This is a genomic window from Halomonas sp. BDJS001 (genome assembly GCF_026104355.1).
Taxonomy (GTDB): domain Bacteria; phylum Pseudomonadota; class Gammaproteobacteria; order Pseudomonadales; family Halomonadaceae; genus Vreelandella.
Window position 1 is genome coordinate 1,008,114 of the sequence record NZ_CP110535.1, and the last position, 16,506, is coordinate 1,024,619.

General features: G+C 53.8%; 12 protein-coding genes. 7 read left to right on the top strand and 5 right to left on the bottom strand.

Features of this window, described 5'->3' with window-relative positions:
* Positions 1–6: 6 nt before the first annotated feature.
* The 3 genes from fhuB (at position 7) to OM794_RS04700 (ending at position 4,564) form a co-directional block, all read left to right on the top strand.
* The gene (gene fhuB, locus OM794_RS04690; protein ID WP_265154303.1) at positions 7–2,007 is read left to right on the top strand and encodes a Fe(3+)-hydroxamate ABC transporter permease FhuB; all 2,001 of its coding nucleotides are present in this window, start codon (positions 7–9) and stop codon (positions 2,005–2,007) included.
* A gap of 52 nt (positions 2,008–2,059) precedes the next feature.
* A complete protein-coding gene (locus OM794_RS04695) occupies positions 2,060–3,718 on the top strand; it encodes a multidrug ABC transporter permease/ATP-binding protein (RefSeq protein WP_226248087.1) in 1,659 nt (552 codons plus the stop codon).
* Between the two features lie 240 nt (positions 3,719–3,958).
* Positions 3,959–4,564 (top strand): LysE/ArgO family amino acid transporter, encoded by a 606-nt coding sequence (locus OM794_RS04700; RefSeq protein WP_226248089.1) that lies wholly within the window; start codon positions 3,959–3,961, stop codon positions 4,562–4,564.
* Between the two features lie 54 nt (positions 4,565–4,618).
* On the opposite strand, the gene uxaC is transcribed toward OM794_RS04700, so the two are convergent.
* From uxaC to OM794_RS04720, 4 genes are all read right to left on the bottom strand, one after another.
* Complete coding sequence (gene uxaC, locus OM794_RS04705; protein WP_226248092.1) at positions 4,619–6,028, bottom strand: glucuronate isomerase; 1,410 nt, start codon at positions 6,026–6,028, stop codon at positions 4,619–4,621.
* A gap of 74 nt (positions 6,029–6,102) precedes the next feature.
* Entirely contained in the window at positions 6,103–8,478 is a 2,376-nt protein-coding gene (locus OM794_RS04710; protein WP_226248094.1) for a TIM-barrel domain-containing protein, read from the bottom strand.
* A 61-nt stretch (positions 8,479–8,539) separates the two neighbouring features.
* Positions 8,540–9,838 (bottom strand): TRAP transporter large permease, encoded by a 1,299-nt coding sequence (locus tag OM794_RS04715; RefSeq protein WP_226248097.1) that lies wholly within the window; start codon positions 9,836–9,838, stop codon positions 8,540–8,542.
* Between the two features lies 1 nt (position 9,839).
* Entirely contained in the window at positions 9,840–10,364 is a 525-nt protein-coding gene (locus tag OM794_RS04720; RefSeq protein ID WP_226248099.1) for a TRAP transporter small permease, read from the bottom strand.
* Positions 10,365–10,590: 226 nt separating this feature from the next.
* On the opposite strand from OM794_RS04720, the gene OM794_RS04725 reads away from it, so the two are divergent.
* The 4 genes from OM794_RS04725 to uxuA are packed head-to-tail and all read left to right on the top strand — an operon-like array spanning position 10,591 to position 15,351.
* On the top strand, positions 10,591–11,574 hold the full coding sequence (locus OM794_RS04725) for a TRAP transporter substrate-binding protein (protein ID WP_226248102.1): 984 nt from the start codon (positions 10,591–10,593) through the stop codon (positions 11,572–11,574).
* A 23-nt stretch (positions 11,575–11,597) separates the two neighbouring features.
* The gene (locus OM794_RS04730; RefSeq protein WP_265154305.1) at positions 11,598–13,385 is read left to right on the top strand and encodes a glycoside hydrolase family 2 protein; all 1,788 of its coding nucleotides are present in this window, start codon (positions 11,598–11,600) and stop codon (positions 13,383–13,385) included.
* A gap of 47 nt (positions 13,386–13,432) precedes the next feature.
* On the top strand, positions 13,433–14,161 hold the full coding sequence (locus tag OM794_RS04735; RefSeq protein WP_226248106.1) for an FCD domain-containing protein: 729 nt from the start codon (positions 13,433–13,435) through the stop codon (positions 14,159–14,161).
* A gap of 23 nt (positions 14,162–14,184) precedes the next feature.
* Entirely contained in the window at positions 14,185–15,351 is a 1,167-nt protein-coding gene (uxuA, locus tag OM794_RS04740; protein ID WP_226248108.1) for a mannonate dehydratase, read from the top strand.
* 85 nt (positions 15,352–15,436) lie between these two features.
* On the opposite strand, the gene ltaE is transcribed toward uxuA, so the two are convergent.
* Entirely contained in the window at positions 15,437–16,444 is a 1,008-nt protein-coding gene (ltaE, locus tag OM794_RS04745; protein WP_226248110.1) for a low-specificity L-threonine aldolase, read from the bottom strand.
* Positions 16,445–16,506 lie beyond the last annotated feature (62 nt).

The window sequence follows — 16,506 nt, forward strand, 5'->3', positions numbered from 1 at the left end:
CTCGCTATGCTAGGCGCCTCACAAGTTGTCCAACGAGTGGGAGGAATGTCGCCCGCGAAAGCCTGCCTGTTGCTGAGCCTGCCGATGGTCGTGCTGTTTTGGGTGGGCCTGCAGGGGCAGGGTGGTTTTACTCTGGGATTGCAGGCGTTAGTGGCGCCCTCTTTTGAAAACGTTGACGAGTTGCTGCTTTATTACGCGTGGTGGCCGCGCCTCTCGATTGCGCTGTTAGCCGGGGGCGGCTTGGGGTTGGCAGGCGTGCTGATGCAACAGGTGCTGCGCAACCCGTTGGCCTCGCCCACCACCCTGGGGGTGGCATCGGGCGCTAATCTGGCGCTGATGACGGCCACTTTACTGGCACCAGGGCTTCTTGTTGTAGGGCGTGAGTGGGTGGCTTTGCTGGGTGGCGCGCTGGCGGTTGGGCTAGTTTTCCTGCTTTCGTGGCGGCGCGGGTTGGCGCCGATCGTGGTGGTGCTGGCAGGCTTGGTGGTCAATCTGTACCTGGGGGCGCTTTCTACGGCGCTGCTGCTGTTTAACCACGAGGCACTCTCAGGGCTGCTGATTTGGGGCGCGGGCTCGCTGGCGCAAAATGGCTGGGACGGCGTGGCTATTCTCTGGCCACGGCTGGCGATTAGCTGTGTTGCCGCCTGGTTTTTGCTGCGCCCGCTAGCAGTGCTGGAGCTGGATGATGCCAGCGCCAAGAGCCTGGGGGTATCGCTTGCCTATTTGCGCTTTGCGGGCATGGGGCTGGCGGTTTTCATTACCGGCAGCATTGTCAGTGTGGTGGGTATTATCGGCTTTATTGGTTTGGCAGCACCCAATATTGTTCGCATGGCCGGTGCGCGCCGCTTAGGGCCGCGGCTAATCTGGTCGACGCTATTAGGGGCCGTGCTGCTGGCGACCACGGATCTGCTGCTGCAGCAGTTCGGTGGCATGGTGGCAGCCTTTATTCCCACCGGGGCGATTACCGGTGCCCTGGGGGCGCCGCTGTTAATGTGGCTGATTCCGCGCCTGAAACTGCAGGGCGACCAGCCGCCGAAAGGGGCGGGTGTTTTCGCCCGTCGTCATCCAGCGCCTTCCCGCTTGGCCACCGGTTTAATCCTTGCGCTACTGGGCGCCACACTGCTTGGGCTGCTCGTTGGACAGGGCGTTGATGGCTGGTACTTGCTGTCGCCGGATAACTGGAACGTCATGCAGTGGCGCATGCCCCGGGTGATGGCGGCCGCCGCCAGCGGGTTGATGCTGGCGATTGCCGGGACGATTCTTCAGCGCCTTTCCGCCAACCCCATGGCTAGCCCGGAAGTATTGGGTATCAGCGGTGGCTGTGCCATTGCGCTGATTCTGGGGATTTTCCTGCTGCCTGCGCCTACCAATATGATGCTGATTGGCGTGGGTACCCTGGGGGCTTTCGCGACGCTGCTGGTGTTGGTGGGTATCAACCGCAAGAGCGGTTATCTCCCCGAGCGCCTGCTGCTCACCGGGGTGGCGGTCAGTGCGCTGTTTGATGCGGTGCGCAGCGTAATGCTGGCAGGCGGCGACCCTCGTGGCCAGCAGGTGATTGCCTGGCTGGCTGGCTCTACCTATTACGTGGATATCACCAATGCGGTGGTGGTCGGGGGCATTGCTGCCGTGCTGGCGCTGATCACGCTACCCTTCACTCGCTGGCTGGATATCTTGCCCTTAGGCGCGCCGACGGCCAAGGCGCTTGGGGTAACGCTTAACCGTGCCCGCTTGGCGTTGCTGCTACTGGTGGCGCTGCTAACCGCCTGCGCCACTCTAGTGGTGGGGCCGCTTTCGTTTATTGGCCTGCTGGCGCCACATATGGCGCGCTTGGTGGGCTTCTCCCGTGCAGGGCAGCACCTGCTGGGTGCTGCGTTGATCGGCATGCTACTGATGGTGCTGGCCGACTGGGTGGGGCGTCAGATTATCTTCCCCTATGAGATACCGGCGGGCTTGGTCGCTTCACTGATAGGCGGTGCCTACTTTATGTGGGGGCTGCGGCGGTTGTAATCACCAGCGCTTTTAGCGGTTACAGAAAACAGAATGCCAGGGAGTTGTGGTTATGGAGCTGTTGAGGATTGTATGGCGTGATTATCGTTGGCCGTTTGTGGCCGTAGTACTGCTTAGCCTGACAAGCGCTGGCTTGGGCATCGGTGTTATCGCCTTTATCAATCAACGGTTGCTGGGCACCTTCACCGACCCCTGGCGTATCCTGCCCGAATTCCTGGGGCTGATCGCGCTGCTACTGGTCATTACCCTGACATCACAGTTGGCGCTGACCACGCTGGGTCACCATTTCGTCTACCGGCTGCGGGGGCAGTTGATCAAACGAATTCTGGATACCGATATCGAACGCGCTGAACAGATTGGCAGTGCGCGTTTGCTGGCGAGTCTCTCCACCGATGTGAGTTCAGTGACCGTTGCTTTTATACGCTTGCCGGAACTGGTGCAGGGTGGGGTGCTGACGATAGGCGCTACCCTTTATCTGGCGTGGCTTTCGCCTGCCATGTTGGGCGTCACCGCGCTCTGGGTAATCGTGACGGTGTTGATTGGCATGCGTTTGGTGGCTCGGGTCTATGGGCATATGGCCAAGCTGCGCGAAATACAGGATCGTCTTTACGCGGATTACCAGTCGGTGATCGAGGGGCGCAAGGAGCTGGCGCTCAACCGTGACCGAGCCGAATGGCTGTATCGTGATGTCTACACGCCTAACGCAAAGGAGTGTCGGCGTCATTTTATTCTTGGCGATACCTACCATCTCAGCGCGGTGAACTGGTTCAATATTATGATGCTGGGAGCCATCGGCGTAGCGTTCTTTTTGGCCAACGGCCTGGGCTGGGCATCCGTACAGGTAGCCACGACTTTCTCACTCACGCTGCTGTTTCTGCGTGCGCCGCTGATGCAGGCGATAGGGGCCTTTCCGACGCTGATTAATGCCCGGGTGGCATTCGAAAAGATCAGCAGTTTAGACCTGGCCGAACACCGTGAAGCGTTCGGCCACTCTGCGCTGCGCCACGACTGGCAGGAACTAACCCTGGAGCAGGTCAGTTATCGCTACCCGGATGAGGAGGCTCGATCAGGCTTTGCCATCGGCCCTATCGACCTGACCTTGAAGCGCGGCGAGGTAGTGTTTCTGATCGGCGGTAACGGCAGTGGCAAATCCACCTTGGCGAGACTGCTGACCGGGCTCTACCAGCCCCAAAGCGGCTGTGTACGAGTCGATGGCATGCCGCTGCGGGAAGAGGACTGGACACGCTATCGCCAGCACTTCTCCGCCATTTACACCGATCTGCATCTTTTTGATCGTTTGATGGGCCCTGCGGGCGAGTCACCGGACTCGGGGCTGGTGGAGGAGTGGCTTGCCGCGCTGGGCATGCGCAGCAAGCTCGACTTCGACGGCGATCGCATCACCAACGTCAACCTCTCCCAGGGCCAGCGCAAACGCCTGGCGATGCTGCTGGCGGTCGCTGAACAGCGCGACCTACTGCTGCTTGACGAATGGGCCGCCGATCAAGACCCGCAGTTCCGCCGGGTCTTTTACCGCGAGCTCTTGCCGCAGTTGCGAGCGCTGGGCAAGACGCTGGTGGTGATCAGCCACGATGACCACTACTTCGACCAGGCCGACCGGCTGCTGGAAATGCGTGGCGGGCAGCTGGTGGAGCTCACCGGTGAGCAGCGGGAGGCGGCCAGCCGCGATGCGGTGGCGAGGGTGAGTGGGTAAATGATTAACTATAGTGTTGTGGCATAGTCAGTTGTGAGACCTTTGCTTCAGCGGTGAGCTCGTTGAGAGAACACAACAGAGTAATTACCGATCTTAGCATTCGACACTATTTTTCAAATTTTAGTCATAAGAAAAACTAATACCCCATTAGCAGGATGATTTTTAGTTATCCTGGCCGCCCGTTATCTTAGTGCCACGATTGATCAACACGACGGTTATCCTGACACTGGGAGCTAAGCAATGTGGGAAAGTTATATCACCGGACTGGTGGTGTGCGGCGGCATTATCATGGCAATTGGCGCGCAGAACGCCTACATTCTGGGGCTGGCTATTCGCCGGGAGTATCATTGGTGGTCGGCGGGCCTTTGCATAAGCGCGGATATTATTCTGCTCACGGCGGGTATGTTTGGTGTGAGCGCCTTCCTGCTGACGATGCCCAGCGCTATGGAAGTCATGCGTTGGGTGGGCGTGGTGTTTTTAAGCTGGCTGGCGGCGCAGGCGTTGTTTAGAGCCGTTAGCGGGCGGCAGGGGTTAAGCGCTGAAGCGGGCAAGGCGCGTAGTTTAACCAAAGTGATTTTGGCCACCCTTGCCGTCACCGTGCTCAATCCTCAGGTGTATCTGGATACGCTGCTGCTGATACCCGCCATTGGCGCCCAGCAGGAGAGCGCCAGTGTGTTTGTGGCAGGGGCTTCTACCGCGTCCATTCTTTGGTTTAGCCTGCTGGCCTGGGGGGGCGCCGCGCTCTCGCCTTGGCTTTCAAAACCTATCGCGTGGCGCACTATCGATGGCCTGATTGGCTTGATGATGGCGGGCATCTCCATTCATCTCGCCTTTAATGCCGGCTGAAATAGCTCTCTATTACCGCGACGGTCGTATCGAGACGCGCATCTTCTTAGGCCTTTACTCAGTGAACCAGCGGCGGGCGTTGTGGTAACAGATATCCGCAATGATCTCATCAAGCAGTTTGTGATCATTCGGTGCAAGTCCATCAGTCACCCAACGCCCGACGATACGGCAAAGCAGCCTTCTGAAATACTCATGCCGGGGAAAGGACAAAAAGGAGCGGCTGTCCGTTAGCATGCCGGTGAAGGTAGACAACAGGCCCATTTGCGCCAAATGGTTCATCTGATTTTCCATGCCGTCAAGTTGGTCATTGAACCACCATGCAGTCCCCGCCTGTACCTTGCCTGCTATGCCACCGCTTTGAAAGTTACCCGCCGTGGTGACGATGATGGGGTTTTTACTGGGATCCAGTGCATAAAGGATGGTGCGCGGCAGCTCGTTGGTGCTATCCATGCGATCCAGCAATTTGTTTAGCGGCTCGGCGATGGGCTTATCTTGAATGGAATCAGCCCCTGAGTCGCTGCCAGCTGAGCGGAATATTTGCGTACTGTTATTGCGCAGCGGCCCGATGTGCAACTGCATAACAAGGTCTGCCCGGGAGTATGCGCGGCCTAGTTCTACCAAGACGGCCATACGGAAGCTCTCGGCTTCGTTTGGCGCTAAGGCTTTACCCTGGCGGCCTTTTTCCAAAATGGCATCAAGTTGGCTAGCGCTTAGCTCATCGGCCTGTTCTAGCTGCCCAATACCGTGGTCAGCGGCACGGCAGCCGTTGGCAATGAAGTACTCCAAGCGATCCTGGAGTGCGCTGACCAGTTGCTCGAAAGTGTTGATGGACTGTCCGGTCAGACTCTCCAGTTTTTCGATGTAGGCACTGAACCCTGCGCCTTCGATGGCCAGCGCGCGATCCGGGCGAAACGTAGGCACCATGGTAAGCCCATCTTTGTGCGGCGAGGCAGCAAACGCTTGGTGATGCTCAAGGCTGTCGAGCGGGTCATCGGTGGTACCAATGAGTTCGACCTTCATTTTCCTTAGCAAGCCCTGGGCGCGGAACTCAGGCTGGCTCAGCATTGCTTGCGTGGTTTGCCAAATCTCCTCTGCGCTGTCGCCGTTGATCAACTTGCCCTCATCACCAAAGTAGCGCCACAGTTCGAGGTGACTCCAGTGGTGCATAGGGTTGCCAATTGCCTTGGGCAGAATCTGGGCAAACGCCAGAAACTTCTCTTTGTCTGTTGCGCTACCGGTAATGTGAGATTCAGGGACGCCCGCCCAGCGCATGACACGCCACTTGTAATGGTCATGACTCAGCCATAGATCGCCCAGGTTGTCCCAGCTGCGATTGTTAGCCACTTCTTCGGGCGGAAGATGGTTGTGGTAGTCAATAATCGGCAAGTCCGCGGCCACATCATGGTAGAGGCGACGTGCTGTTTCTGTATCCAGCAAGAAATCAGTGTGTAGGTAGTTATTCATAGAAAAGCCTTCTGGTTTAACGTTTCAGCGATAGCGGCTCGTGCAAAAGCGCCAAAGTAATGTGTTATCACTGCTCACGACGCTTCTCCCACGGTGATGAGCCCGCCATGCTCTATAACGCGACCACCGTAGTTCAAGGGGCGATTTTCTCCTGCCGGTAGCACTATCTTGAGCTGTGGAAAAGGAACAGGCATATCGCCAGTATGGCTGATTTGCAGTCCCAAGCTATGCTCATTGCCGGTAAGCAGCAAAGTAGTGATGCAGTGCGGGCCATCTTTGGACTCGCCGTCATCATCGTAAATCAGTGAGGTGCAGGAAAACGATCCAGGCTGGGGAAACAGTGCCAAGGTTCGGCCAACTTGCGCCTCCGGCGTTGCTTTCATGGCTTCATTAGCAAGCGGTAGTATTGATCCAGCCTTTACAAACAGCGGCATATCCGCCAATGAAACTGGCTTCTCGAACCAGGTTCCAGGGGCATGCAGTTGGCCTGTCCAGTAGTCCCACCAGCCTGCATGGTTGTCGGGCAGATAGATGCGCCGCTTATCTGCACCTTGCTCCACCACAGACGCTACAAGTAGGTCTCGACCTAGAAGGAAATCGTCGGTGTCTGCATAGGTCTGTGCGTCATTCTCATGGTCGAGAAAGGTGGGCCTTAGCATGGGTTCGTGGTTGTTGACCGCCTGCCAAAGGCAGGTATAAAAATAAGGCAACAAGCGGTAGCGAAACTGGATAGCAGCACGGATGCCTTCGGCAGCGCTGGGGTGCGTCCAAGGCTCGGTCACAGAGCCATCGTTGTTCCAACTGTGAATGGAGAACCGGGGATGAAATATGCCGTTCTGAACCCAGCGGAGTAAAAGCTCCGGGCCAGGCTGGGGGCCAGCAAACCCGCCTACATCATGCCCAATGTTGTAAATGCCCGACAGCGACAGGCCCAGCCCCATGCGGATATTCCAGCGCAAGCTCTCCCAACTGGTTTTGTTGTCTCCCGTCCAGGTCTGGGCAAACTGTTGCAGGCCAGCACAGCCTGACCGGGTCACTACGTAGGGGCGCTTTTGTGGCGCGTGTTGAGACTGCGCTTCCCAAGAGGCATGAACCATTAACAGCGAATGCAAAGGCCGTATCAGCCCCACTTCGATCTCTTCACCAAAGCCAACGCAACGGGCACCATGATCCCACACTTCAAATTCGTTGTTATCATTCCAGGTGGAAGTGATGCCGAGGTTCAGCAGTTGTTGCGTGACGTTCTCTTTCCACCAGCTGAGCGTGTCGGGGTTGGTGAAATCAAGGTGAGAACCTTCATCGTCCCAGAAGCTGGAAAGCTCCGGCGTGTCGGATTCACTGTCTTGGATAAATAATTTATTGTTTGCCACTTCTGCGTAGCGCGGGTGGTTCCTTAACAAGCAGGGCTTGATGTTGGCGATCAATCGCACCCCGGCATCATTAAAGGCTTTGGTCAATGCGGCGGGGTCAGGAACTTTGTCGTTATTCCAATGAAATACATAACGCTTATCTTCAATGGAGGTGTAACCCGACGAAAGATGAAAGCTGTCGCAGGGGATCGCCTCGTTCTCCAGCTTGCGCAAAAAGCCGATGAGCTGATCCTGAGCGTCGGGTGCATCCGTATAGGCCATGGTTGAACCGGAATAGCCCAGCGACCAGCGCGGCGGAAATGCCATCCCCCCGGTTAATGCCAACTGGCTCTTCACCAGGTCTAGAAGCTGTGGAGACCAGCGGAAATAGTAATCCAGGTCGCCATCATCGGCGGTAAAGGAGCGATAAGGGGCGTGGTAGTTATCGAGCTCCTGCCCTATGTTCAACACACAGGTGTTCAAGGTGTCGTAGAAGAGACTAAAACTGCCGGTGGACGCGGTTTGGGTCAGGGTGAACGGCAGATGTTTATACAGCGGATCGGTGCACTCTGCGTCATATCCCATGGCGTCTAAACTGCGCATTTCGAAACGCCGCCCTGTCCGTTCCAACAGCCCGGCTTTTTCGCCCAAGCCATAAACCCGCTCATTGGGGTGTCGGCGTAAATAGTGGGCATGGGCATGGTTTTTAACGCCCAACATATAAGCGCCGGTGGGTCTGTCTTCAGTTAAATATTTCCAGCTCTCATCCACAAAGGCTTCCCACCTAAACTGCAGCGGCTGGGAGACGGTGAGCCGTAAGGCACTGGTCTCGATCTGCAGCTGTCCATCCAACCACCCAAGCTTGTACGGGGGACAACTGAACCCCGTCAGCGAATCACTTGAGCGGCCCTTTGGTAAGGTGTTGCCATCCGGGTTTACCGTCCATGAGCGGTTAAGACGCCATGCACCATCCTTTAGCAGCCGCACTCGAAACAATGTGTTGTCGAGAATGTTGATGCAGATTAAATGTCTATCGTGCACTCTCAGTTGCACTGTGGTGTCGTCGTGGTGCTCCAGGCGCCAGTCTTTTAAGGTTTTCATTGTTTATCCTTTGATTCCTGAATTCAGGATTGAACGGTGGTCATCACCTGGAACCAACCCGTTAATAACCTAAAATAAGCTGGGGCAAAAATAAGCTGATTTGTGGAACGAAGGTCACCAGTAGAACAATGGCTATCAAGACTAAATAGAATGGCAGGATGGGCTTCATCACTTGACCAATACTCACTCCACTGATAGAGCAGCCGACAAACAGTGCTGAGCCCACTGGCGGGGTACAAATGCCGACGCAGAGATTGATCGTCATGATGATGCCGAAGTGAACCGGGTCTATACCGATATCCTGCATCACTGGCATAAGGATAGGGGTGAAGATAAGCAGTGCCGGTGTCATATCCATAAAGGTACCAATCACCAGCAGCACAGCGGTAATGCACAGCAGAATGATGACCGGATTATCGGATATACCAATCATAAAAGAAGAGATCGTTAAAGGTATGTCTCCGAACGACATGGCGCGGGACATGGCAATGGAACAGCCGATTAAAAACAATACGATAGACGTTGTGACGACCGAGTCGATAAAGATCTTGGGAAGATCCGTTACCCCTATTTCTCTGTACCAGCATAAAGATAGGAACAGTGAATAAGCAACGGCGATCGCCGAGGCTTCGGTCGCCGTAAAGACGCCACTAATAATCCCGCCAATCACCACCACAATAAGGCCTAAAGGCAATAACGCCCGGCGTACTGCTGATTTAACTTCAGCAAGGGAGGGTTTCTCCGCGACGGGGTAGCCCTTTCTTTTAGCTATGATCCCTGCCACCACCATCAGGGATAAGCCCATGATGATGCCGGGGATATAACCCGCCAAAAAAAGCGCGGCTATCGACGTGCCGCCAGTAATCAGCGAGTAAACAATGAGTGTTGTGCTGGGAGGAATCAACAGACCCGTAGGACAAGAGGTGACGTTAACGGCTGTCGAAAAAGCAGGATCATAACCCTCCCGCTTCTGGATGGGCGCCATCACGCCCCCAACGGCCGCCGCCGACGCAACGGCTGAGCCGGATAAAGCGCCGAACAGCATATTGGAAATGATATTGACGTGGGCAAGCGAGCCGGGGAGTCTTCCGGCAAGCACTTTTGCTAAATCGATCAGGCGAAGTGCGATGCCGCCTCGATTCATGATGTTGCCAGCCAGAATGAAGAAGGGGATGGCGATTAACGTAAAGCTATCAAGCCCCGACGCTATTTGCTGGGCAACAATGCTGAGGGATTGGTCGACGCTCATGAATAGCAGGAAGGTGAGTGTCGCAGATACGCCAATCGCGAACGCAATGGGTATACCTAAGACCATTAAAAGCGCGAACGACCCAAAAAGCACCAGAACGGTTATGTTCATATCAATCTCTCTCTTGTGGGGCAGGTGCTTGTTGCGGGTCGATGGTGAAGCCGCCCTCCGACTTGGGGTTAAGCCAAACCCGGCCTAAAAAGATAAAACAGTAAAAAATGATGATTAGCCCGGAAGCTGGAATGGGGCCATATACATAGCCCATGGGGAGTCTCAACGTGGGGGTGATTTGGCCTGATGCCAGCGTTCGGGAGACCATCTGCCAACCGCCCCACACCATTACAAAGAAGGCAAAGCCAGCCACGATTAACAGTATGAGTGTATTAAGTAACTGACGTGAGCGGCCGTTTAAGGTAAGAGGCAATATGTCGATGGCGAGATGTCGAGCTTGGCCAAAGGTGTAAGCACCTCCAAGTAGCGCTAACCACATGAACAACAAGCGTGCGATTTCACTGGTCGCTGTGCTTGGGGTGCCTAATAAGTACCGGGATAACACTTGCCACGTCACACTGACGACGATGATCAATAGTATTAAAAACACAGACGTGCCAAGCACATAGTCCATTGCGCGTTTCATACGTAAGACCTCTGGTTTTATTTTTGTGTAGTGGTGACTAGCTACTTACTCCCTAGTCATTATGCAGAGCGTCGCTTCTACTCTAAAAGATGTCAACCAATTTGTCTTATTGGTTGACATGATATGGTCGGTAAGCCATCTTGCATCTGTTACCTAGAAAGTGAGTGCCTCGATGACAATCGGCTTTCACGATAACAATCACAACAACAAGCAGGAGAAACAGCTGATGACAACAAAAGCCTTGCGGCATACGGCTCTAATCAGTGCGGCGCTGTTCATGTCAGCGGCCTCAGCTCAAGCCCAGACACTTCGGCTGAACCACAATAATCCTGAGGATCATCCTACTCATGTCAGCATGCAGTACATGAGCGAGCGTCTTTCAGAGCTCACCGATGGTGAGCTGAATATCCGTATTTATGCCAACGCACAGCTTGGCTCGCAGCGTGAATCCATGGAGTTGGTGCAAAACTGTACATTGGATATGGCGCGCAGCAATACCGCCGAGCTGGAAGCGTTCGAGCCAATGTACAGCGCCATGAATTTACCTTTCATTTTTGAAAGTGAAGAGCATTTTGAACAGGTCATTAACGGAGATATTGGCCAAGATATTCTTAACGCCTCACGTGATAAAGGATTCATAGGGGTTGCCTTTTTAACCGAGGGAGCTCGCTCCTTTTATGGTGATCGGGCTATTCACTCGCCGTCAGACCTGGAAGGTCTGAACGTGCGTGTGCAGCCGAGCCCATCTGCTATCAGAATGGTGGAGTTGCTGGGAGGTAGCCCGACTCCCATTGACTGGGGGGAACTCTACAGCGCGCTGCAGCAGGGGGTGGTCGAGATGGCAGAAAACAACCCAACGGCCCTGACTAACGCACGTCATGGTGAGGTAGTCAGCCATTTTTCGCTTGATGAACATACCATCATTCCTTCTGTGGTCGTCATCTCCAGCTGCGCCTGGGATCGTATGTCGGAGGATCAGCAAGCGGCGATGAGACAGGCGGCATCAGAAGCTCAGGCGTTCCATTCCGAGTCCTGGAATAAAGCGGCAATGGCAGCATTGGAAACCGCTGAGACTGAGATGGGGGTTGAGATTAATGAAGTAGATAAAGCGCCCTTTATTGAAGCGGTCATGCCTATGCACGATGAAGTGGCTAACCAATCTGCTGAATTGGCCGACCTAATCAGCCGTATCAAGGCAGAGGCTATCTAAAACCGCTGCAGGGGAGGTGGGCGATGCTAGAGCGATCATCCTTGGCTGAGAATGCCCTAACGTCGTTACATGACGAAGAGTACGATGTGCCATTGAATCTGCAAAATCTGAACCACTCCACCATGGTGTTCACGAAAGGCCGCACATCGACGTCGCTGAACGGCAATTGGAATTTTTGCGTGGATTTGCTTGATACAGGTCTGCGTCAAAAATGGTATGAAATGCAGCCGGCCAACCCTGTCGATCGCGTTGAACCCTGGGACTACGACCCATTTATGGGTGAGTCCATCCCGGTGCCCTCAAACTGGGCCATGTTAAAGGAGAAATGGTACTTCTTTGAGGGCAGTGCCTGGTACACCAAAAAGCTGCCCCCAGAGCTTTTTAAAAAGCGGGATAGTGACGCAGAATCAGACCAACGCTACATCCTTAGGGTCGGTGCGGCTCAGTACGACTGTAAAGTATTTCTTAACGGAAAATTCCTAGGCAATCACTATGGCGGCTCGACTCCCTTCTACGTTGAGCTGACGGATGACCTGGCCGAAGAAACCAATTGGCTGATGCTGTGTGTCAATAATACTCGTACGCTGGATCGCGTACCGATGCGCAATACAGACTGGTTTAATTACGGTGGCGTTTACCGCGAGGTCGAGCTATTTAGCTTACCCAGAGAATTCATTCGCGATATGTTCATTCGCCTTTCTCAGGATGGAAGGGCGATAGAGGTTGATGTAGTTGTTGATAGAGCTGTCGATGGCACCAGTATTCACCATGCTCATCTTGAGATACCTGAATTAGGCATTGCTCAAAAGATTAGCCTTGAACAGGGCAAAGGCACTTGCCGAATAGTAGCAGAACCAGAGCGATGGTCGCCTGAAAAACCACGCCTATATAAAGTGGTGCTGACTGCTGGCGAAGATAGCATCACTGACAATGTCGGCTTCCGTTCTATCGTTCGCCAGGGGGTCGATATCCTCCTAAACGGGGAGCTTATTTGGCTACGTGGCATTTCTGTTCATGAAGACGATGACATCCTCGGGAAAGTGACGTCCGATGAAGACATTCGCAGACGGCTCGCACATGCGAAAGAGCTTGGGTGTAATTTTCTTCGCCTCGCGCACTACCCCCATCATGAACGCGCAGCTGAACTAGCCGATGAGATGGGCTTTTTACTATGGCAAGAAATTCCCGTTTACTGGGCCATTGACTTTGATAATCCCAACACGCTTAAAGATGCTAAAAACCAACTCATTGAGTTAATAAAGCGTGATCGCAATAGAGCTAGCGTTATCATTTGGTCGATTGGCAACGAGAACCCAGATACGGATAGCCGTCTCTCTTTTATGCGTGACCTGGCTGAAACTGCGCGCCTATATGACCCCACGCGCTTAATCGCCGCAGCGTGTCTGATTAATCATGCAAAATTGAAAATTGAGGATCGGTTAGTCGACCATTTAGATGTTATCGGCATTAATGAGTATTACGGTTGGTACGATGAAAACTTCGACGACCTGTACGCCATCGGCAAAAACTCCGACCCGGAACGCCCTGTCGTCATTTCTGAAACGGGGGCAGATGGCGATAACTCGTCTCAAGGCCCATCTGAAGGCCTGTTCAGCGAAAAGTATATGGCGGATGTTTACCGGCGGCAGATCGATACGCTGCAAAAATTAGCGTATATCAAAGGTATGTCGCCTTGGATTTTATACGATTTTAGAGTTGAGCGAAGACAAAATATTTTCCAGAGAGGATTCAACCGTAAAGGATTGATTGCCGCTGATAAATCTACAAAAAAGAAGCATTTAATGTTCTAGCTTCTTTTTACCACTCTATAAAAGATTAAAAATGGAAATGAAATCTAATGCATAAAGGTTTACGGCGTTACCAAGAGCTGGCTCGCGACTTAAAGATTTTGATTCAGCAGAAAGGGTATAAAGTCGGCGATCGTATTATGACTGAGCGTCAGATTTCAGAGGCTTTGAACGTGGGCAGATCCGCAGCACGCGAAGCCATACTCATGCTTGAAATTGAAGAGCTGGTTGAAGTGAGAAAAGGGTCTGGCATCTATTTGCTTTCCGACAGCCGCTCGGTAGCAAAGCCTGTGGTTGATGATGTGGGGCCATTTGAACTGTTACAGGCAAGGCAACTGTTGGAAAGTAGCATTGCCGGTTTTGCCGCAGTGTCAGTTACCAAAAACGATATTGTGCGCATGCGGGAAGCGCTTGATATGGAGCGCAAGGGCATTGAAGAGAAGAATAACGACTACTCCAGTGATGAGCTATTCCATCGTCTGATAGCAGAGGCGACGCAAAACAGTGTGCTGGTCGATATGGTCTCTGAACTGTGGGCTAAAAGAGACCAGAGCTTGATGTGGGCGAGACTGCATGAGCGGATATTTGATACCAACTACCGGGAAAAATGGCTAAAGGATCATCAGGATATCCTCTCTGCACTGCAGCTAAAAGATGCCGAAGGGGCGCGTAAGGCGATGTGGGTTCATTTAGATAACGTCCGAGACACGCTAATGGAGCTCTCCGACGTGGAAGACCCGAATTTTGACGGTTATCTGTTTAACAAGAGCACGATCTAATAAGCATATAAGGGAGAAGGTGGATGAAACATACATGGCGCTGGTTTGGGCCGGACGATCCAATCAGCTTGTCGGATGTACGACAAGCGGGCTCGACTGGTGTTGTGACGGCTCTGCACCACTTACCGAACGGTTGTGTGTGGCCCTTGAATGAAATCATGGAGCGTAAGGCTATCATCGAAGCTGCTGGGCTTGAGTGGACAGTGGTAGAAAGCATTCCGATACATGAGGATATAAAGACTCACGCCCATGGCTGGGAAACACTGGCGGATGCCTGGGCAGAAAGTGCCATTAATCTTGCCGAGGCTGGCATAAAAACCATCTGTTACAACTTTATGCCCGTCCTGGATTGGACCAGAACCTCCTTGCGCCATGAGTTACCGGATGGGGCCTTATGCTTAAGGTATGACGCGCTTAGCGTCGTCGTTTTTGATTTGTTGATACTGCAGCGCCCCGGCGCAGCATCAGATTATGACGAGAAAACGCAGGAATTAGCCCGGGCTCGCCTATCTGAAATGAACGCAGATCAGGTTGAGGAGCTAACGAATACTATTATTGCTGGCCTACCCGGCGCGGAAGAAAGCTACAGCCTCGATAGCTTCAGCGAGCGGCTCGCTGCCTACAAAGGCATTACCGCCGAGGTTTTGAGAGAAAACCTCGCTTCGTTTCTCTCAAGAGTCATTCCAAAGATAGCGCATACCGGCGTTCGATTAGCGATTCACCCAGACGATCCACCGTATTCTCTGTTCGGGCTGCCGCGAGTGGTCTCAACCGCTCAGGACTTAAGAGACATTGCGACTATGGTTGCGTCGCCGCTAAATGGTTTCACGCTCTGCTCTGGATCACTGGGTGTGCGAGCTGATAACGATGTCATTGCGATATTGCAAGAACAGGCGGATAAAGTTCACTTTTTACACTTACGAAATACCACACTGGAAGCCGATGGCGCCAGTTTTCACGAGGATGCGCATTTAGATGGCGATACCGATATGGTTCGTCTGATAGATGTCATTTTGGATATTGAAGAAAAAAGAGGGGAGCAACTTCCTTTTCGCCCAGACCATGGCCACGCAATGTTGAGCGATTTGCGTAGCGGCTTTAAACCTGGCTACCCCGCCATCGGGCGGTTGCGCGGCATGGCGGAAATTCGTGGTGTTGAGCGTGCGCTTCGATTCAAACGAGGCGGTTGAATCAACATCTGAAGATAAACCGTTAATGGTTTACAGCGTGGGCTAATAGGCATATTCAGTTGCCTTTCACCCACAGGTCTCGCCTTTAATGCCGGCTGAAATACGCCTCCATCACCGCGATGACCTTGTCGATATCCGCGTCATTAATATCGCGGTGAGTTACGAAACGCGTGGTATAAAGCAGCTCGATCAAAATGCCGTGCTCTTTTAGCCAAGTGGAGAGCGGCTGAACGTGTTCATCGGGGAAGTGTGCGAATACCATATTGGTCGCTTGTGAGGTGATTTCGACGCCAGGCAGCTTCGCTAGGCCCTCTGCCAGCCGCGCTGCACGGCGGTGATCGTCGGCTAGATCGGCCACGTGATGGTCTAACGCATGCTGGCAGGCGGCAGCGATAATACCTGATTGGCGCATGCCACCGCCCACCACCTTGCGCCAACGCCGGGCACGGTCGATCAATGCTTGCGAGCCCACCAGTGCCGAGCCCATGGGCGTGCCCAGGCCTTTTGAGAAGCATAGCGACACGCTATCAAACGGCAGGCACAACTGCTTGGGCGAAGTATCGGTAGCGACTACCGCATTAAACAGTCTTGCTCCGTCCAGGTGGGTTGCTAAGCCTCGCTCGCGAGCTAGTTCGGTGGCGCTCAATACGTACTCTGCAGGCAGCACTTTGCCGCCAATGGTGTTTTCCAGTGCCAGCAACTTAGTACGCGCAAAGTGAAAGTCGTCGGCTTTAATGGCAGCACTGATTTTTTCCAGCGGCAGCGTGCCATCGGCGGCGTTTTCAATCGGCTGGGGCTGAATGCTGCCCAAAACCGCTGCACCGCCGCCCTCATAGCGGTAGGTGTGAGCTGATTGCCCCACAATGTACTCATCACCCCGCTCGCAGTGGGCCATAAGTGCCACCAGGTTACTTTGCGTGCCGCTTGGGAACAGCAGCGCTGCCTCTTTGCCAGTCTGCGCGGCTAGGTTTTCTTGAAAAGCGTTGACCGTTGGGTCATCGCCCCAAACATCGTCACCTACCGGTGCAGTTAGCATGGCGTCTTTCATAGCGGGGGAGGGGCGAGTCACCGTGTCACTGCGTAGATCAATCATGCGAACTCCTTTTTGAGCCTTAATTCAACGAATAAGGGCAGCCACTTAGGCACGCTTTATCG

What these genes read in the sequence shown, in the direction of transcription:
- fhuB (WP_265154303.1), top strand. Translation starts at nt 7, where the DNA reads ATGCTAGGCGCCTCACAAGTTGTCCAACGAGTGGGAGGAATGTCGCCC.
- OM794_RS04695 (WP_226248087.1), top strand. Translation starts at nt 2,060, where the DNA reads ATGGAGCTGTTGAGGATTGTATGGCGTGATTATCGTTGGCCGTTTGTG.
- OM794_RS04700 (WP_226248089.1), top strand. Translation starts at nt 3,959, where the DNA reads ATGTGGGAAAGTTATATCACCGGACTGGTGGTGTGCGGCGGCATTATC.
- uxaC (WP_226248092.1), bottom strand. Translation starts at nt 6,028, where the DNA reads ATGAATAACTACCTACACACTGATTTCTTGCTGGATACAGAAACAGCA.
- OM794_RS04710 (WP_226248094.1), bottom strand. Translation starts at nt 8,478, where the DNA reads ATGAAAACCTTAAAAGACTGGCGCCTGGAGCACCACGACGACACCACA.
- OM794_RS04715 (WP_226248097.1), bottom strand. Translation starts at nt 9,838, where the DNA reads ATGAACATAACCGTTCTGGTGCTTTTTGGGTCGTTCGCGCTTTTAATG.
- OM794_RS04720 (WP_226248099.1), bottom strand. Translation starts at nt 10,364, where the DNA reads ATGAAACGCGCAATGGACTATGTGCTTGGCACGTCTGTGTTTTTAATA.
- OM794_RS04725 (WP_226248102.1), top strand. Translation starts at nt 10,591, where the DNA reads ATGACAACAAAAGCCTTGCGGCATACGGCTCTAATCAGTGCGGCGCTG.
- OM794_RS04730 (WP_265154305.1), top strand. Translation starts at nt 11,598, where the DNA reads ATGCTAGAGCGATCATCCTTGGCTGAGAATGCCCTAACGTCGTTACAT.
- OM794_RS04735 (WP_226248106.1), top strand. Translation starts at nt 13,433, where the DNA reads ATGCATAAAGGTTTACGGCGTTACCAAGAGCTGGCTCGCGACTTAAAG.
- uxuA (WP_226248108.1), top strand. Translation starts at nt 14,185, where the DNA reads ATGAAACATACATGGCGCTGGTTTGGGCCGGACGATCCAATCAGCTTG.
- ltaE (WP_226248110.1), bottom strand. Translation starts at nt 16,444, where the DNA reads ATGATTGATCTACGCAGTGACACGGTGACTCGCCCCTCCCCCGCTATG.